This is a genomic window from Empedobacter sp. R750 (genome assembly GCF_030324345.1).
Taxonomy (GTDB): Bacteria; Bacteroidota; Bacteroidia; order Flavobacteriales; family Weeksellaceae; genus Empedobacter; species Empedobacter falsenii_C.
Genome location: NZ_JACAGF010000012.1, coordinates 50,538 through 76,065, shown reverse-complemented (window position 1 = coordinate 76,065; position 25,528 = coordinate 50,538). Strand labels below are relative to the sequence as shown.

Sequence of the window (25,528 nt, the reverse complement as noted above, 5' to 3'; positions counted from 1 at the left end):
ATTTTAAACTTTAATATAAATCTTCTTTTTATCTAATAAATAAGCTAACCACCAAAAGAAGGCTAAGAAAATTAGCGAATAAACAAATGAACCAATTTCTGGAATTCCAGGAATCTTTGCGCAAATGTTTTCGTAAAACCAACCCAATGGTGAAATGAATTTGACTTCTCCTTTGTCGTTTAAACCAGCTTCAATTCTGATTAAACCTAATAATCGAGGTAATAATCCACTCAAAACAAAGATAAATAAAGGATTTTTTCCGAAAACATCAAAGAATTTCATGAAACCATTTTTGATTCCTAAAATTTCGATGAACCAAATCATTGCGCCAATTGTCAAAATTGCTAAACCAGTTGTGTTGAAAACATAAGAGCTGCTCCAAATCTTTTTATTGTACGGAAAGTCCCATTGCCAAATGTAACCAATTGTCAACGCAATTGTTCCTAAAACAAATAAACCAGCTAACATTTTATATTGCGGATTGTCTGTTTTTGGTAACGGACGATTCAACCAATTGATATTTCCTTGTTTCTGAATATAGTCACCAACCAAATACCCAAATAAAACTTGTGGAATGGTAGAAATTGTACTGAAAATTCCTTCTGGATCAAACGGAACACCTTCTCCTTTGTAAATATGCGCTAAACCAAGCAATTGATTATCGATTTTAGTTCCGATAAAACCTTCTAACGAATAAGGATCAGAAGTTCCAAGTCCGAAAGTTAAAACCCAATAAAGTAGAAGAATCGCACAACTTATCAATAAAACTTGTTTTTGTTTAAAATAAAAAGCAATAACCGAAGCGAAAAAATAAGCAATTGCAATTCGTTGTAAAACGCCCATAATTCGGATTCCGCTTTCTTCTGAATCTTTCCATGCTTTGAAAATTAGTTCATTATTATCCCACTTGAAAAATGGCCACCAATTGATGAATAATCCAATTCCGAAAATTAAAATTGTTCGTTTTATTACTTTTTGCCAAAAAATCTGTTGAGGCTGTTGTTGCAATTTCGGAATCACAAAAGCCATCGCATTTCCTACAGCAAACAAAAAGAATGGAAAAACCAAATCTGTTGGTGTGCATCCGTGCCAATCTGCATGTTCCAAAGGATCAAACATAGCTGACCAGTTTCCTGGATTATTTACCAAAATCATCAACGCAACAGTTGCGCCACGAAAAACGTCTAATGAATAATAACGAGCTGCTTTCATCTCTTTTGTGTTAATGTTTTAAAGATATAGATTTTTTGAATTTTTTGACAAAATGCTTTTCAAAAAGATACTAGATTATTCCTTACCTTTAATTGTCAATAACAAACAATAAATAAAATGAGAACGGAGTCTGATTTATTAGGAGAATTACAAATTCCTGAAACGGCTTATTATGGTGTGCAAACGCAACGCGCCATTAATAATTTCAAAATTTCCAATAATTATTTGTCGCATTATCCCGAATTTGTAAAGGCGCTTGGTGTTGTGAAATTAGGGGCTGCACAAGCTAATCATGAATTAGGAATTTTATCGAAAGAATTATTTGATGCGATTTCTTTTGCTTCAAATGAATTAATTGCTGGTAAATATACAGAGCAATTTCCGATCGATATGATACAAGGTGGTGCAGGAACTTCTACAAATATGAACGCCAATGAAGTGATTGCAAATATTGCTTTGGAGCATTTAGGAAAACAAAAAGGTGAGTATCAATTTTGTTCGCCAAATGATCATGTCAACCTTTCGCAATCTACGAATGATGCGTATCCATCTGCCTTGAAATTAGCATTATTTAATATGAATAAGCCTTTGATTGATGCATTAACTTCGTTGTATGAAGCGTTTGATAAAAAAGGAAAACAATTTGGTAATGTTATAAAAATGGGACGTACGCAATTGCAAGATGCGGTTCCAATGACGCTTGGTCAAGAGTTTGAAGGATTTTCGAATACGTTGCATAAAGAAGTTGATAATTTGAATCGAATTGCTGCTGAATTATTAGTAATTAATATGGGGGCAACTGCAATTGGAACTGGATTGAACGCTGTTCCGGGTTATGCGCAATTGTGTACAACTAAAATTGCTGAAATTATGAATGAAGATGTTTCGTTGGCTGATAATTTAGTGGAAGCAACTTCGGATACAAGTTCGTTTGTGGATTATTCTTCAGCTCTGAAACGTCTTTGTGTGAAGTTGTCTAAAATTTGTAATGATTTACGTCTGTTGACTTCAGGTCCGAGAACAGGTTTGTTTGAGATTAATTTACCTCCAAAACAACCGGGATCTTCGATTATGCCAGGGAAAGTAAATCCGGTAATTCCAGAAGTTGTCAATCAAGTTTGTTTTAAAGTAATTGGAAATGATTTATCAATAACAATGGCTGCAGAAGCTGGACAATTACAGTTGAATGTGATGGAGCCGATTATTGGTTTTTCGATTATGGAATCGATTCAATATTTAACAAATGCGATGAATACGCTACGTGTTGAATGTGTAGATGGAATTACAGCGAATGCAGAACATTTGAAAAATGAAGTTCAAAATAGTATTGGAATTGTGACGGCGCTAAATCCTTATATTGGTTATAAAGCAAGTACAAAAATAGCGAAAGAAGCTTTAGAGACTGGTGGAAGTGTTTATCAATTGGTTTTAGATCACGGTTTGTTGTCGAAAGAACGTTTGGACGAAATCCTTGATCCTAAAAATATGCTTGGACCACATATATAGAAGTAAAAAATTAGAAATACGAAGTTAGAGTTGTTGAGTTTCTAACTTCGTAATTCGAGTTTCGTATTTCTTAGAATCCGTGTAAATTCACATCATCAGTTGGAAGTAAATCAACTTTTTTACCCATTTTTTTCTGAATGATTTTGAAATGATGTAAATCTTCTTCCGTAATCAAACTAATTGCTTTTCCATTTGCATTTGCACGACCTGTACGCCCAATTCGGTGTACATAATCTAAAGGTGAACGAGGTAATTCATAATTAATAACAGTTGGTAAACCTTCGATATGAATTCCGCGTCCAATCAAATCAGTTGCAACCAAAACTTTAATATCACCTAGTTTAAAATCTTCCAAATTATCCATTCTAGCGCCTTGGGATTTTTTACTGTGAATCGCCATTGCAGAGATTTTATTCTTTTTTAATTTTTCTACTAAATTATCTGCAGTTCGTGTCGAAGAAACAAAAACCAAAACTTGTTCTAAGTTTTCAGATTTAATTAAATATCTTAAAAAAGGACCTTTTGTTTCGGCATCAACTTTATAAGCAACTTGTTCGATTTGTTCCAAATCAATTTCTTGTTTTTTGATTTCAACAACAATTGGATCAATACTTAATGTAGATTTTATTTCATCAATTTTATCATTCAAAGTCGCAGAAAAAAGAATCGATTGTTTCTTTTTCGGAACACTTTTCAAAATTCGGTTCATTTCATCTCCAAATCCTAATTGGAACATTTTGTCTGCTTCGTCAATCACCAAATATTGCAATTGATCCAATGATAACGCATTATGATCCATTAAATCCAATAAACGACCAGGAGTTGCAATCAAAATTTCTGTTCCATACAAATTTTTCATCTGTGGATTAATCGAAGTTCCTCCATACACCGCTTGCGTTTGTACCTCACGGCGTAAAGCAGTTCGCAATCCTGCAAAAGTTTGTTCAATCTGAACTGCTAGTTCACGTGTTGGAACTAAAATTAACGCTTTTATGTTACGAGATTTTTCGTACGATTGATGTTGAATTTTTTGTAGCAAAGGCGCAACAAAACACAAGGTTTTTCCAGAACCAGTTTTTGCAATTCCCATCACATCTTTTCCTTTTAAAATAGATGGAATTGTTTCGGTCTGAATTTCAAAAGGTTTTAAAAATCCAAGTTTTGTAATTGCTTTTGATAAATATGGTGATAATCCTAAATTTTCGAATGACATAAATTGATATAAGACTGCAAAGGTAGAGATTAAATTTGAATGATATTTTAGGAATAATTACTCGTTTAATCATTTTTAATCGTGATGAAAATGAAAGTTTTAAAATCGTTTCTGAAATATTTCTAAAAATCTTTTTAGAAACAGTCAAATTATCGAAACAACGATTGAAAACAGAAATAATTTCTGTTTAAAACTTTATTAAAAGCTTTTTGCTTAATAAAACTATCGTTAACTTTGATTCTTATGAAAAAAGATCAGTCTAAGATAATTCGTGAGCAAGCGCCAAGATCTGCTACTCGCGAGCATTCGGTTCCATTATATTTAACATCAAGTTTTATTTTTGATAGCGCAGAGCAAGGACGTGCAATTTTTGCAGAAGAAGAGCAAGGTATGGTTTATTCACGTTATGCAAATCCAAATACAACAGAGTTTATTAATCGCGTTTGTGCTTTGGAAAAAGCAGATGCAGGTTTAGCTTTTGCTTCGGGAATGGCTGCTGTTTTTGCATCTTTTGCTTCGTATATAAAAAGTGGAGATCATATTGTATCGAGTCGTGCAATTTTTGGTTCTACACATCAATTAATTACGCAATTATTTCCGCGTTGGGGCGTAACTTATACATATGTAGAAACGCCAAATATCGAGGATTGGGAAAAAGCAATTCAATCAAATACAAAAATTGTTTTCTTAGAATCGCCTTCAAATCCTGGATTAGAATTATTTGATTTAGAAGCTTTGGCAAAATTGAAAGAAAAACATCCGAATGTTATTTTTGCAATTGACAATTGTTTCGCAACGCCATATTTACAACAACCTTTGCAATTTGGATTTGATTTATCTATTCATTCTGCAACAAAATATATGGACGGACAAGGTCGAGTTTTGGGTGGAGTAGTTGTAGGAAAAGAAGAATTAATCAATGAAATGATGTTTTTTATTCGTCATACAGGTCCGGCGATGTCGGCTTTTAATGCGTGGACAATTTCTAAAAGTTTAGAAACGTTGCCACTTCGTATGGATCGTCATTGCGAAAATGCGTTGGCGTTGGCAGAAGCTTTGGAAAATCATGCTGAAATTGCAGATGTGAAATATCCATTTTTACCATCGCATCCGCAATATGAGTTGGCGAAAAAACAAATGAAAGGCGGGGGTGGAATCGTAACATTTGAAGTGAAAGGAGGAAAAGAACGTGCTTTCAGATTTATTGATGCATTAGAAATGATTTTATATACGTCTAATTTAGGAGATTCGAGATCGATTGCAACGCATCCAGCAACTACAACTCACGCAAAATTATCAGATGCAGAACGTGCAGATTTGGGAATTAGGCCAGGTTCTATTCGTTTATCGGTCGGTTTGGAGGATAAAGTGGATATTATCGAAGATATTTTGCAAGCGTTAGAAAAAACTAAGGTTTAATTAATTGATTAGTTGTTGATTAAATATAAATTTTAATAATTTATTCATTTCAGCACGGACTTTGCTTATTCTAAACGAAAGTTTAGAATATGAAGAAGTTTTTAATTTTTGGTTTTGCGTTGTTTACAATGTCAAGTTATGCGCAAAATAGACCAAATGATGGAAATAATAGAAATGTCGATGTTTTAATTGAAAGATCTGATTATTACGGAATATCAAGTAGTCAAAAAAATAAAATAATTGCTTTAAAAAAACAAGCAAGTAAAGATTTCGAAAGAGTTGGAAGAGATCGTAATTTATCTGGTTACGAAAAAGGTAGAAGAAAAAGAGAGATTTCTTACAATTTACAACGTGATATTGATAAAATCTTAAACGATAATCAACGTTATAAATGGTCAAATTCTCATCGTGACGATTATTACAAAGACCGAATTGATGATCGATTAGAGCGTTTAGAAGACGAATACGAAAGAGATATCAAGCGAATAGAACGTAATTATTCTCACGATAAAAATTTGATGAAACGTAAAAAAGAAATCAGAAAAGCAGAATATAAACGCGCGAAAGAGCGTTTGAAAAATGTGAAAGATTATTATTAAAATAAAAGGATCCAATAATTTATGGATCCTTTTATTTTTTATATTGATTTGATAAAATTTTCTACTTGTTCCTCTGGTGTTGTCCAAGAAGTGACTAATCTAATTGCAGAATTTTGTTCATCAATTTTTTGCCAAATATAAAACTCAAAATCTTGTTGTAGTTTTTCGATAATTGAATTTGGTAAAATAGGGAAAATTTGATTGGAAGATGGTTCTGTCAAAAAGTTGTGACCTTTTGCTGAAATAGCATTTGCTAATTTTTCTCCCATTTGATTGGCGTGTTTTCCCATCTCGAAAAATAAATCATCTCGAAATATTTCCGAAAATTGAATACCTATCAAACGTCCTTTTGCTAACATTCCGCCTTTTTGCTTGATATGATAACGAAAATCTTCGTCCAATTTTAAATTATTTATCACAATTGCTTCACCTAAAAGTGCACCATTTTTAGTTCCACCAATGTAAAAAACATCTGTAAAATTCGCCATATCTTCAAAGCTTAAATCACATTTAGAAGAAGTTAAAGCAGAAGCTAAACGTGCGCCATCAACAAAAAGATATAAATTATTTTCTTGGCAAAAATGATAAAGTTCTTGCAATTCCTTTTTCGAATAAACACTTCCAACTTCCGTAGAATTAGAAATATAAACCAATTGTGGCTTCACCATATGCTCGTCCGTATGTGTGGAAAGAACAATCGAAATTTGCTCAGGAGTTATTTTTCCATTATCCGTCGCAATGGTATTTACTTTATGTCCTGTTGCTTCTATCGCGCCCGTTTCGTGAACGGCAATATGCCCGCTTTCGGCTGCAACTACAGATTCGTGTGGTTTTAGAATAGAAGAAATTACAATTAAATTGGCTTGTGTTCCACCAGAAACAAAATGAATTGCTGAATCTTTTTTCAGTCTTTTTTTGATGAACTCTCTTGCTTCATTGCAAAATTCGTCTTCGCCGTAACCAATTGTTTGTTCTAAATTTGTATCGATTAATCGTTGCAAAATTGCTGGGTGAGCACCTTCGCTATAATCATTTTTAAAGCTATATTTTTTCAAAATTGAAATCTTAAATTTTGAGAATAAAAGTAGGAGTTTTCCTAATTCTTTCCTATTTTACTATCTATTTTTACCAATTATTTAAACTGAAGTTATGAAGATTTTAGTCGTAGAAGATGAAATAAAATTGCAAGAAACAATTGTTGAGTTTTTAGAAAAGGAAAAGATGATTGTCGAAACAGCAGATAATTATCAGCAAGCTTTGGATAAAATAATTTCGTTCGATTATGATTGCATTTTATTGGATATGATGTTACCAGACGGTGATGGAATGTCTTTGTTGAAGGAATTGAAGAATCTTCGGTGATTATTTTGTCGGCGAAAGATTCGGTTGATGATAAAGTAGAAGGATTATTGGTTGGCGCGGATGATTATTTAGCGAAACCATTTCATTTTGCTGAATTATTGGCTCGAATTAAAGTTGCTTTGCGCAAAAATCTACAAAAAGGAGAGGATGTTTTGAGTTATAAAAATATTCAAATTTTTCCCGAAGATCGTTTGGTAAAAGTAAATAATATCGAACTGAAATTAAACAGAAAGGAATATGATTTGCTGTATTATTTTATGTTGAGACCCGAACGTGTTTTTCAGAAAACGACTTTAGCAGAAAGTGTTTGGGGAGATCATATTGAGCTATCTGATAATTTAGATTTTATTTATTCGCAAATAAAAAATCTAAGGAAAAAAATGAAAGAAGCAAACTCCGAAGCCGATTTACAAGCGGTTTATGGGATTGGTTATAAGTTGATTTAACATGAAAATATCACTAAAAAATTATACATTTCGTTACCTCACATTTTGGTTGCTTATCGTTATTGCGATTTGGGCATTTCTTTTTCATTCCTTGATTTTGGATGAAGTTTATGACAATGTAGATGACGGATTAAAGAATCAAAAAATTGAAATTATTCGAGAAGCTTATCGCGATCCGAATTTATTAAATACAACCGAATTTGGATTAAGTCAATTCAAAATTTCCAAAGTTGATCCAAGTAAATATGATGAAAGAAATCATTTTTCGAATGAGTTGGTTTACATGGGATACGATGATGATATGGAGCCTTATCGTATATTGAGAACTGGTTTTTATGACAAAGAAAATCATCCGTATTCATTAGAAATTAGAACCTCAACAGTCGAAGAAGATGAATTGATTTATGATTTATCGATTTCTTTGATTGCGTTGTATGTTTTTATTTTGATTAGTATTTTATTGATTAATCATTTTGGATTGAAAAAAGCCTTCAAACCTTTTGGACAAATTATTTCTCAATTAAGAAAATATGAAGTGGGAAATAACGAAAAACCAAAACTTGTCGAAACGAATGTGAAAGAATTTTCTTATTTGCAAAAAGAAATTGAGCGAATGATTAATCGAAATGATGAGGTTTTTAATTCACAAAAATTGTTCATCGAAAATGCTTCCCACGAATTGCAAACACCTTTGACAATTGCGCTAAACAAACTTGATTTGCTAATAGAAAATTCAGATTTAAAAGAAAAAGAAGTGATGAGTTTAGTAGAAACCAAGCAAACACTTTGGCGAATGGTGAATCTTAATAAATCATTATTAATGTTATCTCGAATCGAAAATAATCAATACAAAAATAATGTTGAAGTTAATTTTACAACTTTGACAAAAGATTTGATTGAAGATTATGAAGATATTTTAGAAGCAGAAGAAATTAAATTAGAAACAAATTTTAATGCAGATTTTATTCTTGATTTTAATATCGATTTGGCTCGAATTTTAATTTCAAATTTGATTCGAAATGCGATCAAACATAACAATGATGAAAAAATTATTAAGATAGAAAGTGACTCAAATCAATTTATAATTTCGAATACAGGAAAAAACGCAACATTGGATTCTAATCTTATTTTTAGTCGTTTTTATAAACAAGGAACAAGTGATGGAAATAATGGATTAGGGCTTTCGATTGTGGACACGATTATTAGAAATCAACAAAATCTAAAGTTAGATTACAATTATGTGTTTCCTTTTCATCAATTTATTCTGAAAAAATAAATTATTCCCAAATCTTTCCTAATTCACTTTGCAACTTTGTCTTATAATTATAAAATCAAACAAAATGAAAAAGTTTTTAAGTGTTATCATGTTAAGTGCAACGTTGATTTCTTTTGCTCAAGATAAAGCGATAAAATATAACCAAGTTCCAAAAACGGGACAGCAATTTATCAATAAGTATTTTGGTGCAAAACAAGTTGGTTCAGTGATGTTGGACGACGATTATTTTTCGAAAGAATATAAAGTGTATTTGGCAAATGGAACAAAGGTAGAATTTGACGGAGACGGAGCTTGGAAAGAAGTTGATGGAAAACGAAATGCTATTCCAACAGGATTTATTCCAGCTAAAATTTCGAATTATGTGAAAAGAAGTTTTCCGAATACTACAATCACAAAAATTGAAAGAGATCGAAAAGAAATTGAAGTAAAATTGAACAATGGACTTGAATTAAAATTTGATAAAAACGGAAATTTCAAGAAAATTGATGATTAATAAAAAATATATTCAGACAAAAACTCCAACTAAATTTTAGTTGGAGTTTTTTATTTTATTTATCTCGGCTTTCTAACATTGGCACAAATTTGAAATCTCCAAATTCGTAATGTTCAAATTGATTTTCTGATAAACGTATAATCACAATCATTCGTTGCGATTGTTCACCAACAGGAATCACCATTATTCCACCAATATTCAATTGTTTTTTTAATTCTTCTGGAATTTCTGGCGCGCCTGCTGTTACAATAATTTTATCAAAAGGAGCAAAAGAAGGTAAACCTTTGTAACCATCTCCATACGTCTGATAACGTGGCTCGAAATTGATTTTTTTCAACATGATTTTTGAGAAATCAAACAAATCTTTTTGACGTTCAATCGTAAAAACTTCAACACCTAAAGCAACCAAAACCGCAGTTTGATAACCAGAACCAGTTCCAATTTCTAAGACTTTTTCATTAGGTTGAATATCTAATAATTGTGTCTGAAAAGCAACTGTAAACGGATGCGAAATTGTTTGTCCAGCAGCAATCGGAAAAGCTTCGTCGCGATATGCGAATTCGGTAAAAGCGCTGTCTAAAAATAAATGTCGTGGCACTAAATTAATAGCTTCCAGCACGTTTTCATCTTCAATTCCTTTCGAGCGCAACAAATCAACCAACTTTTTGCGTCGTCCTCTGTGTTTAAAATCGTCTACAGACATATTCCAAAATTTTTACAAAAATGCATTAAATACAACTTATTCTCATTAATTTTAACGGCAAAATCTACCAAATGTTAAAAGTAGGAGTGATCGGTGCTGGGCACCTTGGAAAAATCCATTTAAAGTTATTAAATCAATCGGAAAGATACGAATTAATTGGCTTCTTTGATTCTTTTGAAGAAAATGGAAAAAAAGTTGAAGCTGAATTTGGGTTTAAATATTTTAGTTCAATGGATGAATTAATTGATGTTGTTGATGTTGTCGATATTGTGACACCAACCTTATCACATTATGAAGTTGCATTGAAAGTGATCGAAAAAAATAAACATTTTTTCATCGAAAAACCAGTTACGCATACCTTAGAAGAGGCAGATCATTTGTTGAAATTGACAAATGAAAAAGGTCTGAAAGCGCAAGTTGGACACGTAGAGCGTTTCAATCCTGCATTTACAGCGGCTGCACCTTTTATAGAAGAACCATTATTTATCGAAACGCATCGTTTGGCAGAATTTAATCCGCGCGGAACAGATGTTCCTGTTGTGTTAGATTTGATGATTCATGATTTAGATGTGATTTTATCGATTGTAAAATCAGAAATTAAATCGATTCATTCGTCTGGAGTATCGGTGATTAGTGATACGCCTGATATTGCAAATGCTAGAATTGAGTTCGAAAATGGTTGTGTGGTTAATGTTTCGACAAGTAGAATGTCAATGAAAAATATGCGAAAAATGCGTGTTTTTCAACGAAATGCGTATATTTCAATTGATTTCTTGACGAAAAAGACTGAAATTATTAAAATGCACAAAGCGCCAGAAAATCCAAGTGAATTTGCAATGATTTTGGAAAATGATAAAGGAGATCGTAGAGAAATTTGTTTCGAACATCCAGAAGTTTTACCAAATAATGCAATTTTGGATGAATTGGAAAGTTTTGCGGATTCTATTGTAAACAATTCGCCGATTAAAGTTTCGTTACAAGATGGACGAAATGCCTTGAAAGTTGCATTGGAGATTATTGCTTATTTTGAAAAAGAGCAACAAGTCATCAAAAATCAAACAATCGAGAAAGAATAAATCGAAGTTAGATTTTAGAAGTACGAATTTCGCTAAACGCTAAACGCTAAACGAATCTCGAACTTCGCATTTCGCAAACGAGCTTCTAATCTCGAAAACATAAATAATAAAAACAAACATACAAAAAGATGAAAAACATTACAGTTATTGGAGCTGGAACGATGGGGAATGGAATTGCTCACGTTTTCGCACAATCAGGATTTACAGTGAATTTGGTTGACGTTTCTCAAGATAGTTTGGAGCGTGGATTGAAAACAATCGCTGGAAATTTGGAGCGCATGATCGCCAAAGAAAAAATTACAGAAGCTGATAAAACAGCAACTTTAAATAATATTACAACATTTACGGATACTGCTGAAGCGGTGAAAAATGCTGATTTAGTTGTAGAAGCTGCGACAGAAAATTTAGATTTGAAATTGAAAATCTTCAAACAAATTGATGAAGCTGCGCCTGCAAATGCAATTTTAGCATCAAATACGTCTTCTATTTCGATTACAAAAATTGCGTCTGTTACAAGTCGTCCAAAACAAGTGATTGGAATGCATTTTATGAATCCAGTTCCGATGATGAAATTGGTCGAAATTATTCGTGGTTATGATACAACAGACGAAGTAACGAAAGCGATTATGGAAATGTCAGAAAAATTAGGGAAAGTTCCAGTTGAAGTGAACGATTATCCTGGTTTTATCGCTAATCGTATTTTAATGCCGATGATTAATGAAGCAATTTATTCTTTATACGAAGGAGTTGCTGGCGTAAAAGAAATTGACGAAGTAATGAAATTAGGAATGGCTCATCCAATGGGGCCATTACAATTAGCTGATTTTATTGGTTTAGACGTTTGTTTATCAATCTTAGAAGTATTGTACGATGGTTTCAAAAATCCTAAATACGCGCCTTGTCCATTGTTAGTAAACATGGTAACAGCAGGTAAAAAAGGAGTGAAATCTGGAGAAGGATTCTATGATTATTCAGAATCTAAAAAAGCTGAAAAATTAGCTGCTCAGTTTGCGAAGTAATTAGTTGATTAACTATTGATTTTATTGGGAATTTAATCTAATGAAAACAAATTTTAAAATTATTTCTTTTACAGAAATTGAATTTGAGAATGAAGAAATAGATCTTCATAATTGTTATGATTTTATTTCAAATGAATTGGAAGTGACAGATGAATTTATTAAAATACATTTTGTCATAATAGAAGAAAATACTATTAAAAAAATGAAGTATAATGATTTATATTTTTTAGTAAATAATTATACATATCTAAAACAAATTAAACCTTCTGAAGAATATATTGAAGACGATTCATGTTTATCTGGAATTACATTTTTTGATTCTAATTTACGTGATGAAAATTATTCATTAGTTGATAAAGAATATCCAAATGAAAATGATGACCTAATTTTTACTTTTGAAAGTGAAAGAGTTATTCGGATAAATTCTAAAGAAGTGATTTTAGTTGGGAAATAAACAAAAAGCGTTACTTTTCGGGTAACGCTTTTTATTTTGAAAACTATTTTGATTACTTAATTGCTGCTAAAGCATGTGTGTAATCAGGCTCTTGACCAATTTCAGGAACTTGCTCTGTGTAAGCAACTTCTCCATTTGGATTAATTACCACAACTGCGCGAGAAAATAAACCATTTAATGGTCCATCAACCATTTTTACACCATAAGCATTTGCAAACTCTTCATTTTTGAAATCAGATAAAGTCACTACATTATCCAAACCTTCGGCAGCACAAAAACGAGATAAAGCGAAAGGTAAATCTTTCGAAATACATAACACAACTGTATTTGCAGCAGAAGAGACTTCTTTGTTGAAAGCTCGTACAGATTGTGCACAAACACCAGTGTCAACACTTGGGAAAATATTTAAAACAACATTTTTTCCTGCATAATCAGCCAATGTTTTGTCGCTTAAATCGCCTGCTGTTAAAGCAAAACTTGGGGCTTTTTCACCAACTGTTGGTAAATCTCCGCCTGTATGAATAGGATTTCCTTTGAATGTAATTTCAGCCATAATTTTTTGTTTTATTCTAGATTTTTAATGATTAAAAGTAACAAAATTCTACGGAGAAAAAAGTATCTTCGCAACAATAAATTGTTACATTACAAATAACACACAAATATTATGCAACTTTCAAAGCGTTTACAGAATTTGAAACCATCTGCAACTATTGCAATGTCTGCGAAAGCAAGAGAATTAAAATCACAGGGAATCGATGTGATTAGTTTAAGTATTGGAGAACCAGATTTCAATACACCAGATTTTATTAAGGAGGCAGCTAAAAAAGCTATCGACGATAATTATTCAGGATATCCTCCAATTGCAGGGTATGCAGATTTGAAGGAAACGATTTGTAAGAAGTTTAAACGTGATAACAATATTGAGTATACAGCAAACCAAGTTGTTGTTTCTACAGGAGCAAAACAATCTATTTATAATGTTTTACAAGCAATTGTAGACGAAGGAACAGAAGTGATTATTCCAACACCTTATTGGGTTTCTTATTCAGATATCGTAGAATTATCAGGAGGAACGCCAGTTTTTGTGGAAGGAACTTTAGAAGCTGATTTCAAAATTACTCCAGCACAATTAGAAGCTGCAATTACAGATAAAACGCGTGCAATTATTTATTCATCTCCTTGTAATCCATCAGGATCAGTTTATACAAGAGAAGAACTACAAGGTTTAGCAACAGTTTTAGCAAAATATCCAGATGTGATTATTATTTCGGACGAAATTTATGAGCACATTGTTTACGGAGAAAAAAATGTTTCGATAGCATCTTTCCCAGAAGTTTATAACCAAACAGTAACTGTAAATGGTTTAGCAAAAGCTTTCGCGATGACAGGTTGGAGAATCGGTTTCATTGGAGCGCCAGCTTGGTTAGCAAAAGCATGCGAAACGTTACAAGGACAAGTGACTTCGGGAGCAACGTCTATCGCTCAACGTGCGGCAATTACGGCTTTAGAAGCAGATCCAAGCTCAGTTCAATACATGGTTGATGCATTTGCAGAACGTCGTGAATTGATGTTAGGTTGGGCAAGAGAAATTCCAACTTTCAAAGTAAACGAGCCAAAAGGAGCTTTCTATTTGTTCCCAGATGTTACGGCAACTTTCGGAAATACGTACAATGGCGTTACAATTAACAATGCAGATGATTTGGCTTTATATTTATTAGAGCACGCCCAAGTTGCGGTTGTTTCAGGTTCGGCTTTCGGATCTAAAAATTGTATTCGTATCTCGTATGCGGCGTCTGTAGAAGAGTTGAGAGAAGCAATGACACGTATCAAAAATGCTTTAGCGTAAGTAGAAAAGCAGATAAAATATCAAAATCCTCAAGTTTTGCTTGAGGATTTTTTTGTGGATGATATTTTCTTCAAAAAAATGTGATTTTAATTTTAATGAAATTCAATTGATTAGCCTATTTAAGCGACTTTTTATTGAAAATATTTCAAAAAAGATTTGTTTTAATCGAAAATAACCTCTTATATTTGCACCACTAAAAACAAGGCGAGGTAGCTCAGATGGTTAGAGCGCAGGATTCATAACCCTGAGGTCGGCAGTTCGATTCTGCTCTTCGCTACAACTTCAAAAGACAAATTCATTATCGAATTTGTCTTTTTTATTATCAATAAATATTATTAGACTTCTGATGATAATCATCGATTAATCCTTTCAAATTCATTAAATTTGCATTCAATTTAGTAACGTTCTAAATAAAATTCAAAAAAATGATTCAAACAGATATAGTTATAATCGGAGCTGGACCAACTGGTCTTTTTGCCGTTTTCGAAGCAGGTTTATTAAAAATGAGATGTCATATTATTGATGCACTTCCTCAACCTGGAGGACAATTGACAGAATTGTATCCCAAAAAACCAATTTTTGATATTCCTGGTTATCCTTCTGTAGGTGCAGGTGAATTGATTGATAATTTGATGGAGCAAATCAAACAATTTGAGCCAGGTTTTACATTGAACGAACAAGCTGCAACAATCGATAAGCAAGAAGACGGAACTTTTATTGTAACAACTAATAAAGGAACGCAAGTGCAAGGAAAAGCAGTTGCGATTGCAGGTGGTCTTGGATCTTTTGAGCCTCGTAAACCAATTATCGAAAACATTGAAGCATACGAAGAAAATGGAGTGGAGTATTTTGTGAAAAATCCTGAATTGTTCCGTGATAAAAAAATCGTGATTGCTGGTGGTGGAGATTCTGCTTTGGATTGGTCTATTTTCTTGGCTGATGTGGCTGCGGAAGTTACGTTGGTACACAGAAGAAATGAATTCCGTGGAGCGTTAGATTCTGTTGATAAAGTAATTGAATTGAAAAAAGCGGGAAAAATTAATTTAATTACCCCAGCCGAAATTACTGGAATCAAAGGTGATGGGAAAGTAGAATCTTTGGTCATCGAAAAAGGTGAAGAAACTTTTGAACTTGAAACAGATTACTTTATTCCATTATTTGGACTTTCTCCAAAATTAGGCCCTATTGCAAATTGGGGATTGGAGATTGAGAAAAATGCAATTAAAGTAAATAATGCGTTAGATTATCAAACAAATATCGAAGGGATTTACGCAATTGGTGACGTAAATACGTATCCAGGAAAATTGAAGTTGATTTTATGTGGTTTCCACGAAGCAACATTAATGTGCCAGTCTGTTTACAATAGAATGAATCCTGGGAAAAAATTTGTCTTGAAATACACAACAGTTTCTGGTGTTGATGGTTTCGACGGGACAAGAAAAGAAGCTGAAAAAGCGGTTGTCAAAGCTATTGACTAATTTTAACAAAATAAATAGAAATATTTTTTAAACCTTTTGCGTTTTGCGTAAAAGGTTTTTTTATTCACATTCACAAGGTTCTCTACTTCGTCTTTTGGCTTCATTATCCCAAAAGGGATAAAATTTTAATCCAAAATAAAAGTTTGCAGAAGTTAATTTTTTCTGTTTAAAAACGATTGGAATTGCATTATCACTGCCCAAAATCAGAGGACCAATTCTTACATAACCACCGAATGTTACATTTTCATAATCATAGATAGAAAGGGAAGGTCCAATTCCAAATCCATCTTTTTGGATAGTATAAGAAGTTTGTAGCACATTGATACGTTTCAAACTATTTTCAAAAACTGGAATTCGTTGCATCCAATTGAAATTTAAGTAATGATTTTCAATAATTTTTTTACTTAGATTAAGATGTAAACTGGTTGGTAAACCGATCGAAAAATTATTTCCCGTTTTATATTTTGTTTCATCACCATAAACTTCTTTGCTCAAAAGTCCTAAATATTGATCAACACTTTCAAATTTAACTCCATCTAAATTTGGATTATTACGAAGTTGAACTCTTTGCGAAGGATTGTAGAAATGATGGTTATCGCCTCTGAATTTTACTAATCCAACATCTAATAAATTTGCTGAAAATTTGAAATCATATAATTCATCATTCGCTCTTCTGTTCACAAAAGAAATTCCTAAATCTATTCCAACTCCATTTCCTCTATTTCGTAAAACATATTTATCTCGATCAAAATCATAATTGGTAGAATATCCTGCTTTTATATCATAATTTGACGCATAAATATTTGCATCAGGATTGTCGATTGTACTTGTTATAGTTGGTTCAGCTTCTAATTTTATCGCGTTTTTACTTTTGATATACGCGCCATCTAAACCCATAAGATATTTAATATTTGCCCCAATAATAACTTCAGAAGTATTAGTTGTATACAAATTTGTTGCAACATTTAAGCCTAATTCAGCCCAATTCATTGCATTTGTCTTTGTAGGTTCAAACATATAATTTTTTGGTTCTATTTCATTCTGATTACTAAAACGAAAATAATTATCTAAATCTTTAATAGAACCTTGTGTACGAAGTCGGGTAAAAATTCCAACACGATAAGTTTGACCTTTAATTTTCTTTTTAAAAGAAACCGAAGGTCCCATAAGATCATTTTCTAAATGATAAGAAATCGTATTTTTAGTTGTGAAATCTAAAATATTAGAATGTGTATCTCCTCTTATTCCAGCTTTTATATTTGCTGATTTTGTTTCACCTTTTATTAAACCTAATACGTTTTGATCGGATATGTAAGCGTAATCATTTCTGAATAAAATATCTTCAGAAATAATATTAACATCCCATTTATTCGGGTTGAAATATGAAGTTGTCGGAGAAAAAACACTACCGTTAATCCCGCTATATTGATCATTACTAAAAGATAAAATATTTTGTCCAAAAGTAAATCCTGAACAAAAAATAACGGTTAATAGAAGTTTTTTCAAATGATGAAATTTTTATTAAAAATAAGAAAAATCAATCAAAATAAATTATGGTTTTCCGTATAAAATAAAAGAGTTTCAATTTGAAACTCTTTTTTGTAAAATTAAATTTTAATCACCATCAATTAATCTTCCTAAACCTCCTAAAATAGATCCTTCACCTTGAGAAGAACCACCCGCAGAAGGTGCATGAGCAATAATACGATCAGCCAATCGGCTAAAAGGTAAAGACTGAATATACACAACTCCTGGACCTCTCAAAGTCGCAAAGAAAACACCTTCTCCTCCGAAAAATGTATTTTTAATTCCGCCTATAAATTCGATGTCGTAATGAACAGATTGTTCGAAACCAACAATGCAACCTGTATCAACTTTCAAGACTTCGCCAGCTTGTAAAACTCGACTATACAATGTTCCGCCAGCATGAATAAAAGCCATTCCGTCGCCTTCTAATTTTTGCATAATGAAACCTTCTCCTCCAAAAAGTCCAGTTCCTAATTTTCGATTAAATTCAATTCCAACCGAAACTCCTTTTGCAGCGCAAAGAAAAGCATCTTTCTGACAAATAAATTTTCCATTTACTTCTGGTAAATCAATCGGAACAATTTTTCCTGGATATGGCGCAGCAAAAGAAGCTTTCTTTTTTCCTTGTCCGTAATTCGTGTACGAAGTCATAAACAAACCTTCACCTGTTAACATTCGTTTTCCAGCATTCAATAATTTTCCGAAAAGTCCACCGCTTTGTTGCGAACCATCGCCAAAAATTGTTTCCATTTTTACGCCATCATCCATCATCATAAAACTACCTGCTTCTGCTACAACAGTTTCTTGTGGATCCAATTCAATTTCGACAAATTGCATTTCTTCGCCGTAAATTTTATAATCTATTTCGTGTGCATTCATTTTTTTAATTTTCTAATTAGTCGACAAAATTCGTAATTCGTAACAGTTCTTATTTAAAATTAGTATTAAATATAATCCAATGAGGCATATTCTTTTTTTGAAAGTAAACAATCCGTATTTTTGTGTAACTTGAAAAAGTATTATGGCAGATATTAAAATTACAATTATAGATAGAGAAGGTGTTTCGCACGAAGTTGATGCACCTACTGATATGAATATGAATATTATGGAGCTTGTGCGTGCATACGAATTAGCACCAGAAGGAACCATTGGTATTTGTGGTGGAATGGCGATGTGTGCCTCTTGTCAATGTTATGTATTGACACCAGAAATTCAATTACCTGAAATGACGCCTGATGAAGATGCAATGTTAGCAGAGGCTTTTAATGTGAAAGATAATTCTCGTTTAGGTTGTCAGTTACATCTTTCGGATGAAATGGATGGATTGGTTGTTGAATTAGCGCCAGAATATTAAAATAAACGTATTGCGGTTAGCGATTTGTGAGAATTTTCGCTTTACGCTCATCGCTTTTCGCATAACGAAAATTATATGAATCAATTAGATAAAAGACTTTTTTTGTTAGATGCGTATGCCTTAATTTTTAGAGGATATTATGCATTTATCAAAAATCCACGAATCAATTCAAAAGGGTTCAATACATCGGCAATTATGGGATTTACAAATTCCTTGTTCGATGTTATTCGCCGTGAACAACCAACGCATTTAGCAGTTGTTTTTGATGTTGGTCAAGCAACAGTTCGTACGGTGGATTTTCCTGAATATAAAGCAAATCGTGATGAAACGCCAGAAGCGATTCGTCAAGGTGTTCCGTATATTCAAGATATTTTACGTGCGTTAAAAATTCCAGTGCTTTTTGCCGAAGGTTATGAAGCAGATGATGTAATTGGAACTTTGGCTCAAAAAGCTGAAAAAGCTGGTTATACAACCTATATGGTAACGCCTGATAAGGATTTTGCGCAATTGGTAACAGATAAAATCAAGATGTATCGTCCTGCTGCAAACGGAAAAGGTGTGGAGATTTGGGGAATTGAAGAAGTCAAAGAAAAATTTGAAATCGATGATCCAATTCAAGTGATAGATTATCTTGGAATGATGGGTGACGCTGTCGATAATATTCCAGGTTTACCAGGTATTGGAGCGAAAACGGCAAGCAAATATTTGAAAGAATTTGGTTCGATGGAAGGACTTTTAGCGAATACAGATAAGCTGAAAGGAAAAGCCAAAGAAAAGATTGAAGAAAATAAAGAACTTGGAATTCTTTCGAAAAAATTAGCCACAATTATTACAGATGCTCCAGTTGAATTTGATGAAGAAGATTTAACGGTTTGTCCACCAGATATTGAAAAAGTTACTGAATTGTTCACGGAGTTAGAGTTCCGTAGAATGTTAGAAACGGTTTACAGAATTTATGGTTTGGATGCTTCTGGAATTATCAAAGAAGCGCAAGAAGAAATTTCTGCGGCAAGTCAGATTTCTTCGAATCAAGTGCAAACGGCTCAACAATCTTTGTTTGATTTTACGTCAGATGAAGAAATTATTCCTCAGAATTCTGCGTTTACAGATATTTCTACAACGAATCATTTATATCAATTAATCGATACAAAAAAAGGTCGTGAAATTTTATTACGAAATATTCTAAAACAAAAAGAAGTGACGTTCGATACGGAAACAACTTCTTTGGACGCTTTAGAAGCTGAATTGGTCGGGATTTCATTTTCTTGGGAAAAAGGAAAAGGATATTATGTTCCTTTTTCAGCAGATTTCGAAGAAACAAAAACAATTATCAACGAATTTAAACCATTTTTTGAAGATGAATCAATTTCGAAAATTGGTCAAAATTTAAAATATGATATCAAAGTTTTAAACAAATATGACATTGTTGTTTTAGGTCAAAATTTTGATACGATGATTGCTCATTATTTGATTAATCCAGATATGCGTCACAATATGGACGTATTGTCGGAAACTTATTTAAGTTATCAACCCGTTTCAATTGAAAGTTTGATTGGAAAAAAAGGAAAAAATCAAAAGAATTTCCGCGATGTTCCATTAATGGAGCAAACCGAATATGGCGTAGAAGATTCTGATATTACAAATCAATTGAAAAATCTTTTTGAGCCTGAATTAATCAAAGCAAATACACACAAATTATTCACTGATCTTGAAATGCCATTGATGCAAGTTTTGGCTGATATGGAATTGGAAGGTGTTAATTTGGATGTTCCGTTTTTGAAAGAACTTTCAGTAAAACACGAAGCTAAATTAAGAGAATTAGAAGCAAAAATTCAGGAAGATGCTGGAGAAGAATTCAATCTTAATTCGCCAAAACAATTGGGAGAAATCTTATTTGATAAATTACAATTAGATCCAAAAGCGAAGAAAACCAAAACTGGACAATACGCAACAGGAGAAGAAATTTTATCAAAACTGAAAGATAAACATCCAATTATCAATGATATTTTAGAGTATCGCCAATTACAAAAATTAAAATCGACTTATATTGATGCATTGCCAGAATTGGTGAATTCAAAAACTGGTCGTGTGCATACAACTTATGCGCAAACGGTTGCTGCAACGGGACGTTTGTCTTCTGTAAATCCGAATTTACAAAACATTCCGATTCGTTCGGAAGCTGGACAGCAGATTCGTAAAGCCTTTGTTGCACGAGATGAAAATCATGTGATTATTTCTGCCGATTATTCGCAAATTGAATTGCGTTTGATTGCGCAAATGTCACAAGATCCTGCAATGGTAGAGGCTTTCAAACATGGAGAAGATATTCATGCTTCTACTGCCGCAAAAGTTTTTAATGTGGCGTTGGATGAGGTGACGCGTGAACAACGTAGTCAGGCAAAAACGGTGAATTTCGGAATTATTTATGGTGTTTCGGCTTTCGGTTTGGCAGATCAAGCGAATATTTCTCGTAAAGAAGCCAAAGCATTGATTGATGCCTATTATGAAACATATCCAACGTTGAAAGCGTATATCGAAAAACAAGTTGATGTCGCTCGTGATCAAGGTTTTGTAGAAACATTGATGGGTCGTCGTCGTTATTTGAAAGATATCAATTCGAGAAATGCGGTTGTTCGTTCACATGCTGAGCGAAATGCGGTAAATGCGCCAATACAAGGAACTGCGGCGGATATCGTAAAAATGGCCATGATTCAAATTCAGAAAGAATTGAAGAAAAATTATCAAACCAAAATGATTTTGCAAGTACATGATGAGTTAATTTTTGATGCACCAAAAGATGAGGTAGAAAAAGTTTCTGAATTAATCAAATCGACTATGGAAGCGGCAATGCAAATGGATGTTCCGTTAATTGCAGAAGTCGGAGTAGGAGCAAATTGGTTAGAAGCACACTAAAATTTCAACTATTACAATATTTTATAAACGTCACTCGAAGAGTGGCGTTTTTTTGTTAAAATATATTTAAAACTTCATGATTCACAAATCCTTAACAGTTTTAAAATATATCTTTATCGGAAATCATTTTAAAACTATATGAAAAAACTAGTTTACTTATTTATCTTTTTTGCTATTTCGGTGAATGCGCAAATTGTGAATTTAAAAATTACAGATTTTTCGGATAATTTACCGTTAGATGATGCGGATATTTATTTCAAGAATTCGACAAAGAATTTTGTTTCGGATCAGCATGGAAAAGCGATTATTGATTTGAGTAATATTTCGCAAGCAGATGAATTAATTGTTTCGAAAAAAGATTATCAAGATGCAATTTTGAAAGTTTCGGATTTGAAATCTGAACTCAATATCAAACTCGAAAAAGTTTCGGAATTAGAACTTCAAGAAGCGTTCATTACAAACCTGAAAGCAGAAGATATTTTGCAGAAAGTGATTGATAATTATGATAAAAACTTCAATGTAGAACAATATTATTTCTTAGTAAATTTTCAGCAAGATTTGTTATTTAATAAAAATGATAGAGATTTTATAGATGCCGATTTACAATTCAAATTTAAACGTGGAGATTTGAAAATTAAGTCGAAAGGAATTGTAAACAACGAAATAAAAAGTGGTTGGCAACCTAATGCAAATATAAATTTGTCGGAGTATTTGAAAAGTATTTATTTGAAAGATAGTTATCTTCAATCATTTGTGGAGAAATTAAAAGATAAGTCTTTTTTAGAAAGTGATTTGACAATGACAAAATATGCCGATTCTTTTGTTTATGAAATTCATTTAAAAACAAATTCAACGGATTATTATCTAACTATTGATAAAAAGTCATTTGCTGTGGTAGAATTTTCTTTCATATCTTATAATCGAGTAAAAGAAGTATCTCCGAATAATTTTTTACGTGATGCAAAAGTTGTTTATAAGTATCGACCGCACAACGGAAATTGGGTATTGAAAGAAACGTCTGCAATTTGGAATACTACTTATGAAAAAGATGACGAAAAAACAGATTTGGATATGAATTTTAGTATTATTGTGAATGATTATAGTCTAAAACCTTTCCCTGAATTCAACAAATCGGTGAATGAGAAAATGGATATTCGTAGAAGTTTTAAATAAAATAGTTTTCAAAATAGAAGCGTTACCAAGAAAAGGTAACGCTTTTTATTTTGACTATTTTATGAAGAGATTGAAGATGAGGCAAAAAAAACAATATCTTTAATCTTCAGAATAATTACACATGAAATCGATAAAATTAACACTGATAAAAATATTGGTTCTGCTTCCTGCCGTTTATCCTTTGTTTATTAATGCGCAAAAAACGTTGTACAACAACAAAGAGATTGATCCTGTTGATTTGGTAAATCCGTTGATGGGAACCGATTCTAAATACGAATTATCTAACGGAAATACGTATCCTGCGATTGGTTTGCCTTGGGGAATGAATTTGTGGACGGCTCAAACAGGGAAAAATGGGAACGGTTGGCAATATCAATATTCGGCCGATAAAATTAGAGGTTTGAAACAAACGCATCAGCCTTCTCCTTGGATGAACGATTATGGACAATTTTCGTTGATGCCAACTACGGGTTCGGCGGTTTTTGATGAGGAAAAAAGAGCGAGTTGGTTTTCTCATAAAACAGAAGTTGTGAAACCGTATTATTATTCGGTTTATTTGGCAGATTATGATGTTGTAGCGGAAATGACACCAACAGAACGCGCTGCAATTTTTAGGTTTACATTTAATCAGACCGATCATGCGAATGTTGTGATTGATGCTTTTGATAAAGGTTCTTATGTAAAATATGTTGCGGAAAAAAATCAAATTATTGGGTATTCGACGCGTTATTCGAGAGGAGATTTAAAGAATTTTAAAAATTATTTTATTGTTCAGTTTGATACGCCAATCAAAGAAGTTACTGTTTTTGATAATGGAAAAAAAATAAACAAAAATGAAATTTCGAGTAAACACGCTGGGATTGTAGTTAGTTTTGGTGCTCAAACAAAGGCTAAACCAATTCTAGCAAAAGTTTCTTCTTCATTTATTAGTGATGAACAAGCTGCGACAAATCTGAAAGAATTAAAAAATCATTCGTTTGAACAAATTGCTAAAAAAGGTCGTAAAATTTGGAATGATAAATTGGGACAATTGGCTATAGAATCGGATAATTTGGATGAAATGAAAACTTTTTATTCGACATTGTATCGCACACTTTTCTTTCCGAACAAACTTTATGAAATTGATGAGAAGAATAATGTCGTTCATTATAGCCCTTACAATGGAAAAGTTTTGCCTGGTTATTTGTTTGGCGGAACTGGTTTTTGGGATACGTTTAGGGCGTTATATCCATTTCTTAATTTGGTTTATCCGTCAATCAATGTCGAAATGCAAGAAGGATTGGCGAATGCGTACAAAGAAGGAGGTTTTTTGCCAGAATGGAGTAGCCCTGGATATGCTGATATTATGATTGGAAATAATTCGGCTTCGGTTGTGGCAGACGCTTATATGAAAGGTTTGCGAGGTTATGATATTAATACTTTGTACGAAGCGCTTTTGCATGGTGCAAATAACGAAGGACCAATGAGTGCTGTTGGACGAAAAGGAGCGAAATATTACAATGATTTGGGATATGTGCCTTATGATGTTGGAATTAATGAAAATGCTGCAAGAACATTAGAATATGCGTATGATGATTTTACAATTTATCAATTAGGAAAAGCTTTGGGACGACCAAAAGCAGAAACTGATTTGTATAAAAAACGATCAATGAATTATAAAAACTTGTTCGATCATTCGACAGGTTTTATGAGAGGAAAAAATAAAGACGGAAAATTTCAATCGCCTTTCAATCCTCTAAAATGGGGAGATGCGTTTACAGAAGGAAATAGTTGGCATTATACATGGAGTGTTTTTCATGATGTACAAGGTTTGATAGATTTGATGGGAGGAGATGAAAAATTTATTTCGAAATTAGATAGTGTTTTTCTTCAGCCACCATTGTTTGATGATTCATATTACGGACAAGTAATTCATGAGATTAGAGAAATGCAAATTGTAAATATGGGACAATATGCGCACGGAAATCAACCTATTCAACACATGATTTATTTGTATAATTATGCTGGAGAACCTTGGAAAGCTCAATTTTGGACAAGAGAAGTGATGAAAAAATTATATGCTGCAACGCCAGATGGATATTGTGGTGACGAAGATAATGGGCAAACATCTGCTTGGTATGTTTTTTCGGCATTAGGCTTTTATCCTGTTACGCCAGCTGTGGACGAATATGTGATAGGTTCGCCATTGTTTAAAAAAGCTACAATTTATTTAGAAAATGGACGAAAAATTCAGTTGATTGCAGAAGATAATTCGAATGAAAATATTTATATTAAATCAGTTGAATTAAATGATAAAAAATATACGCAGAATTTCTTTAAACATTCAGAATTAATGAAAGGTGCAAAAATTGAATTTAACATGAACAATAAACCGAACAAAAATCGAGGAACTAAACAAGAAGATCGACCATATTCGCTTTCGGTAAATGATTAATACGAAAAAAGCTCAACTTTTAGTT

At 32.6% G+C, this 25,528-nt stretch carries 21 protein-coding genes, 1 tRNA gene and 1 pseudogene; 16 read left to right on the top strand and 7 right to left on the bottom strand.

Translation table 11 applies throughout. The annotated features are described in order from the left end of the window. Positions 1-3: 3 nt before the first annotated feature. Positions 4-1,212, bottom strand: a complete 1,209-nt coding sequence (locus tag HXZ74_RS12690; RefSeq protein ID WP_180905236.1) for an acyltransferase family protein — start codon at positions 1,210-1,212, stop codon at positions 4-6. 108 nt (positions 1,213-1,320) lie between these two features. On the opposite strand from HXZ74_RS12690, the gene aspA reads away from it, so the two are divergent. Next, on the top strand, positions 1,321-2,718 hold the full coding sequence (gene aspA, locus HXZ74_RS12685; protein WP_286475745.1) for an aspartate ammonia-lyase: 1,398 nt from the start codon (positions 1,321-1,323) through the stop codon (positions 2,716-2,718). A 70-nt stretch (positions 2,719-2,788) separates the two neighbouring features. Here the strand turns inward: aspA and HXZ74_RS12680 are convergent, their stop codons facing one another. Next, positions 2,789-3,931, bottom strand: coding sequence for a DEAD/DEAH box helicase (locus HXZ74_RS12680; RefSeq protein ID WP_286475726.1), 1,143 nt, complete (start codon positions 3,929-3,931; stop codon positions 2,789-2,791). A 243-nt stretch (positions 3,932-4,174) separates the two neighbouring features. Between HXZ74_RS12680 and HXZ74_RS12675 the strand changes: the two genes are divergently transcribed. Both HXZ74_RS12675 and HXZ74_RS12670 read left to right on the top strand, forming a co-directional pair. Then, entirely contained in the window at positions 4,175-5,350 is a 1,176-nt protein-coding gene (locus tag HXZ74_RS12675; protein WP_280049430.1) for a trans-sulfuration enzyme family protein, read from the top strand. Between the two features lie 89 nt (positions 5,351-5,439). Beyond that, complete coding sequence (locus HXZ74_RS12670; protein ID WP_286475725.1) at positions 5,440-5,949, top strand: hypothetical protein; 510 nt, start codon at positions 5,440-5,442, stop codon at positions 5,947-5,949. A gap of 38 nt (positions 5,950-5,987) precedes the next feature. Here the strand turns inward: HXZ74_RS12670 and HXZ74_RS12665 are convergent, their stop codons facing one another. Beyond that, positions 5,988-7,004, bottom strand: a complete 1,017-nt coding sequence (locus HXZ74_RS12665) for a threonine aldolase family protein (RefSeq protein WP_286475723.1) — start codon at positions 7,002-7,004, stop codon at positions 5,988-5,990. Between the two features lie 94 nt (positions 7,005-7,098). Here HXZ74_RS12665 and HXZ74_RS12660 point away from each other — a divergent pair. From HXZ74_RS12660 to HXZ74_RS12650, 3 genes and pseudogenes are all read left to right on the top strand, one after another. Continuing rightward, positions 7,099-7,757, top strand: a pseudogene (locus HXZ74_RS12660) (response regulator transcription factor). A 1-nt stretch (position 7,758) separates the two neighbouring features. Further along, a complete protein-coding gene (gene porY, locus HXZ74_RS12655; protein WP_286475721.1) occupies positions 7,759-9,033 on the top strand; it encodes a sensor histidine kinase in 1,275 nt (424 codons plus the stop codon). Positions 9,034-9,097: 64 nt separating this feature from the next. Beyond that, on the top strand, positions 9,098-9,526 hold the full coding sequence (locus HXZ74_RS12650; protein ID WP_180905227.1) for a PepSY-like domain-containing protein: 429 nt from the start codon (positions 9,098-9,100) through the stop codon (positions 9,524-9,526). Between the two features lie 55 nt (positions 9,527-9,581). Here the strand turns inward: HXZ74_RS12650 and HXZ74_RS12645 are convergent, their stop codons facing one another. After that, on the bottom strand, positions 9,582-10,229 hold the full coding sequence (locus tag HXZ74_RS12645; RefSeq protein ID WP_286475719.1) for a protein-L-isoaspartate(D-aspartate) O-methyltransferase: 648 nt from the start codon (positions 10,227-10,229) through the stop codon (positions 9,582-9,584). A gap of 71 nt (positions 10,230-10,300) precedes the next feature. On the opposite strand from HXZ74_RS12645, the gene HXZ74_RS12640 reads away from it, so the two are divergent. From HXZ74_RS12640 to HXZ74_RS12630, 3 genes are all read left to right on the top strand, one after another. Then, positions 10,301-11,305 carry a Gfo/Idh/MocA family protein gene (locus tag HXZ74_RS12640; RefSeq protein WP_286475717.1) on the top strand — a complete coding sequence of 335 codons (1,005 nt, stop codon included), beginning with the start codon at positions 10,301-10,303 and terminating at the stop codon, positions 11,303-11,305. Positions 11,306-11,433: 128 nt separating this feature from the next. After that, on the top strand, positions 11,434-12,324 hold the full coding sequence (locus HXZ74_RS12635; protein WP_219034882.1) for a 3-hydroxyacyl-CoA dehydrogenase family protein: 891 nt from the start codon (positions 11,434-11,436) through the stop codon (positions 12,322-12,324). A gap of 40 nt (positions 12,325-12,364) precedes the next feature. Continuing rightward, positions 12,365-12,778: a hypothetical protein gene (locus tag HXZ74_RS12630; RefSeq protein WP_125350048.1), complete on the top strand. Its 414-nt coding sequence runs from the start codon at positions 12,365-12,367 to the stop codon at positions 12,776-12,778. Positions 12,779-12,830: 52 nt separating this feature from the next. Here HXZ74_RS12630 and tpx read toward each other — a convergent pair whose 3' ends face one another. After that, positions 12,831-13,331 carry a thiol peroxidase gene (gene tpx, locus HXZ74_RS12625; RefSeq protein ID WP_125350049.1) on the bottom strand — a complete coding sequence of 167 codons (501 nt, stop codon included), beginning with the start codon at positions 13,329-13,331 and terminating at the stop codon, positions 12,831-12,833. Between the two features lie 111 nt (positions 13,332-13,442). Between tpx and HXZ74_RS12620 the strand changes: the two genes are divergently transcribed. From HXZ74_RS12620 to HXZ74_RS12610, 3 genes are all read left to right on the top strand, one after another. Continuing rightward, positions 13,443-14,624 (top strand): pyridoxal phosphate-dependent aminotransferase, encoded by a 1,182-nt coding sequence (locus tag HXZ74_RS12620; protein ID WP_286475716.1) that lies wholly within the window; start codon positions 13,443-13,445, stop codon positions 14,622-14,624. Between the two features lie 203 nt (positions 14,625-14,827). Continuing rightward, positions 14,828-14,901, top strand: a tRNA-Met gene (locus HXZ74_RS12615). Between the two features lie 148 nt (positions 14,902-15,049). After that, entirely contained in the window at positions 15,050-16,102 is a 1,053-nt protein-coding gene (locus tag HXZ74_RS12610; protein WP_038332589.1) for an NAD(P)/FAD-dependent oxidoreductase, read from the top strand. A gap of 60 nt (positions 16,103-16,162) precedes the next feature. Here the strand turns inward: HXZ74_RS12610 and HXZ74_RS12605 are convergent, their stop codons facing one another. Next, positions 16,163-17,608 (bottom strand): DUF5723 family protein, encoded by a 1,446-nt coding sequence (locus tag HXZ74_RS12605; protein WP_280062113.1) that lies wholly within the window; start codon positions 17,606-17,608, stop codon positions 16,163-16,165. Between the two features lie 108 nt (positions 17,609-17,716). Beyond that, complete coding sequence (locus tag HXZ74_RS12600) at positions 17,717-18,508, bottom strand: TIGR00266 family protein (RefSeq protein ID WP_280062112.1); 792 nt, start codon at positions 18,506-18,508, stop codon at positions 17,717-17,719. A 142-nt stretch (positions 18,509-18,650) separates the two neighbouring features. On the opposite strand from HXZ74_RS12600, the gene HXZ74_RS12595 reads away from it, so the two are divergent. The 4 genes from HXZ74_RS12595 (at position 18,651) to HXZ74_RS12580 (ending at position 25,503) form a co-directional block, all read left to right on the top strand. Then, complete coding sequence (locus HXZ74_RS12595; RefSeq protein ID WP_180905218.1) at positions 18,651-18,983, top strand: 2Fe-2S iron-sulfur cluster-binding family protein; 333 nt, start codon at positions 18,651-18,653, stop codon at positions 18,981-18,983. 75 nt (positions 18,984-19,058) lie between these two features. Then, positions 19,059-21,896 carry a DNA polymerase I gene (gene polA / locus HXZ74_RS12590; protein WP_286475712.1) on the top strand — a complete coding sequence of 946 codons (2,838 nt, stop codon included), beginning with the start codon at positions 19,059-19,061 and terminating at the stop codon, positions 21,894-21,896. 138 nt (positions 21,897-22,034) lie between these two features. After that, positions 22,035-23,069, top strand: coding sequence for a hypothetical protein (locus HXZ74_RS12585; protein ID WP_286475711.1), 1,035 nt, complete (start codon positions 22,035-22,037; stop codon positions 23,067-23,069). Between the two features lie 121 nt (positions 23,070-23,190). After that, a complete protein-coding gene (locus tag HXZ74_RS12580; RefSeq protein WP_286475709.1) occupies positions 23,191-25,503 on the top strand; it encodes a GH92 family glycosyl hydrolase in 2,313 nt (770 codons plus the stop codon). Positions 25,504-25,528: the final 25 nt, after the last annotated feature.

What these genes read in the sequence shown, in the direction of transcription:
- HXZ74_RS12640 (WP_286475717.1), top strand. Translation starts at nt 10,301, where the DNA reads ATGTTAAAAGTAGGAGTGATCGGTGCTGGGCACCTTGGAAAAATCCAT.
- HXZ74_RS12645 (WP_286475719.1), bottom strand. Translation starts at nt 10,229, where the DNA reads ATGTCTGTAGACGATTTTAAACACAGAGGACGACGCAAAAAGTTGGTT.
- HXZ74_RS12670 (WP_286475725.1), top strand. Translation starts at nt 5,440, where the DNA reads ATGAAGAAGTTTTTAATTTTTGGTTTTGCGTTGTTTACAATGTCAAGT.
- HXZ74_RS12610 (WP_038332589.1), top strand. Translation starts at nt 15,050, where the DNA reads ATGATTCAAACAGATATAGTTATAATCGGAGCTGGACCAACTGGTCTT.
- HXZ74_RS12630 (WP_125350048.1), top strand. Translation starts at nt 12,365, where the DNA reads ATGAAAACAAATTTTAAAATTATTTCTTTTACAGAAATTGAATTTGAG.
- HXZ74_RS12580 (WP_286475709.1), top strand. Translation starts at nt 23,191, where the DNA reads ATGAAATCGATAAAATTAACACTGATAAAAATATTGGTTCTGCTTCCT.
- HXZ74_RS12650 (WP_180905227.1), top strand. Translation starts at nt 9,098, where the DNA reads ATGAAAAAGTTTTTAAGTGTTATCATGTTAAGTGCAACGTTGATTTCT.
- polA (WP_286475712.1), top strand. Translation starts at nt 19,059, where the DNA reads ATGAATCAATTAGATAAAAGACTTTTTTTGTTAGATGCGTATGCCTTA.
- porY (WP_286475721.1), top strand. Translation starts at nt 7,759, where the DNA reads ATGAAAATATCACTAAAAAATTATACATTTCGTTACCTCACATTTTGG.
- HXZ74_RS12585 (WP_286475711.1), top strand. Translation starts at nt 22,035, where the DNA reads ATGAAAAAACTAGTTTACTTATTTATCTTTTTTGCTATTTCGGTGAAT.
- tpx (WP_125350049.1), bottom strand. Translation starts at nt 13,331, where the DNA reads ATGGCTGAAATTACATTCAAAGGAAATCCTATTCATACAGGCGGAGAT.
- HXZ74_RS12690 (WP_180905236.1), bottom strand. Translation starts at nt 1,212, where the DNA reads ATGAAAGCAGCTCGTTATTATTCATTAGACGTTTTTCGTGGCGCAACT.
- HXZ74_RS12675 (WP_280049430.1), top strand. Translation starts at nt 4,175, where the DNA reads ATGAAAAAAGATCAGTCTAAGATAATTCGTGAGCAAGCGCCAAGATCT.
- HXZ74_RS12595 (WP_180905218.1), top strand. Translation starts at nt 18,651, where the DNA reads ATGGCAGATATTAAAATTACAATTATAGATAGAGAAGGTGTTTCGCAC.
- HXZ74_RS12680 (WP_286475726.1), bottom strand. Translation starts at nt 3,931, where the DNA reads ATGTCATTCGAAAATTTAGGATTATCACCATATTTATCAAAAGCAATT.
- HXZ74_RS12600 (WP_280062112.1), bottom strand. Translation starts at nt 18,508, where the DNA reads ATGAATGCACACGAAATAGATTATAAAATTTACGGCGAAGAAATGCAA.
- HXZ74_RS12635 (WP_219034882.1), top strand. Translation starts at nt 11,434, where the DNA reads ATGAAAAACATTACAGTTATTGGAGCTGGAACGATGGGGAATGGAATT.
- HXZ74_RS12620 (WP_286475716.1), top strand. Translation starts at nt 13,443, where the DNA reads ATGCAACTTTCAAAGCGTTTACAGAATTTGAAACCATCTGCAACTATT.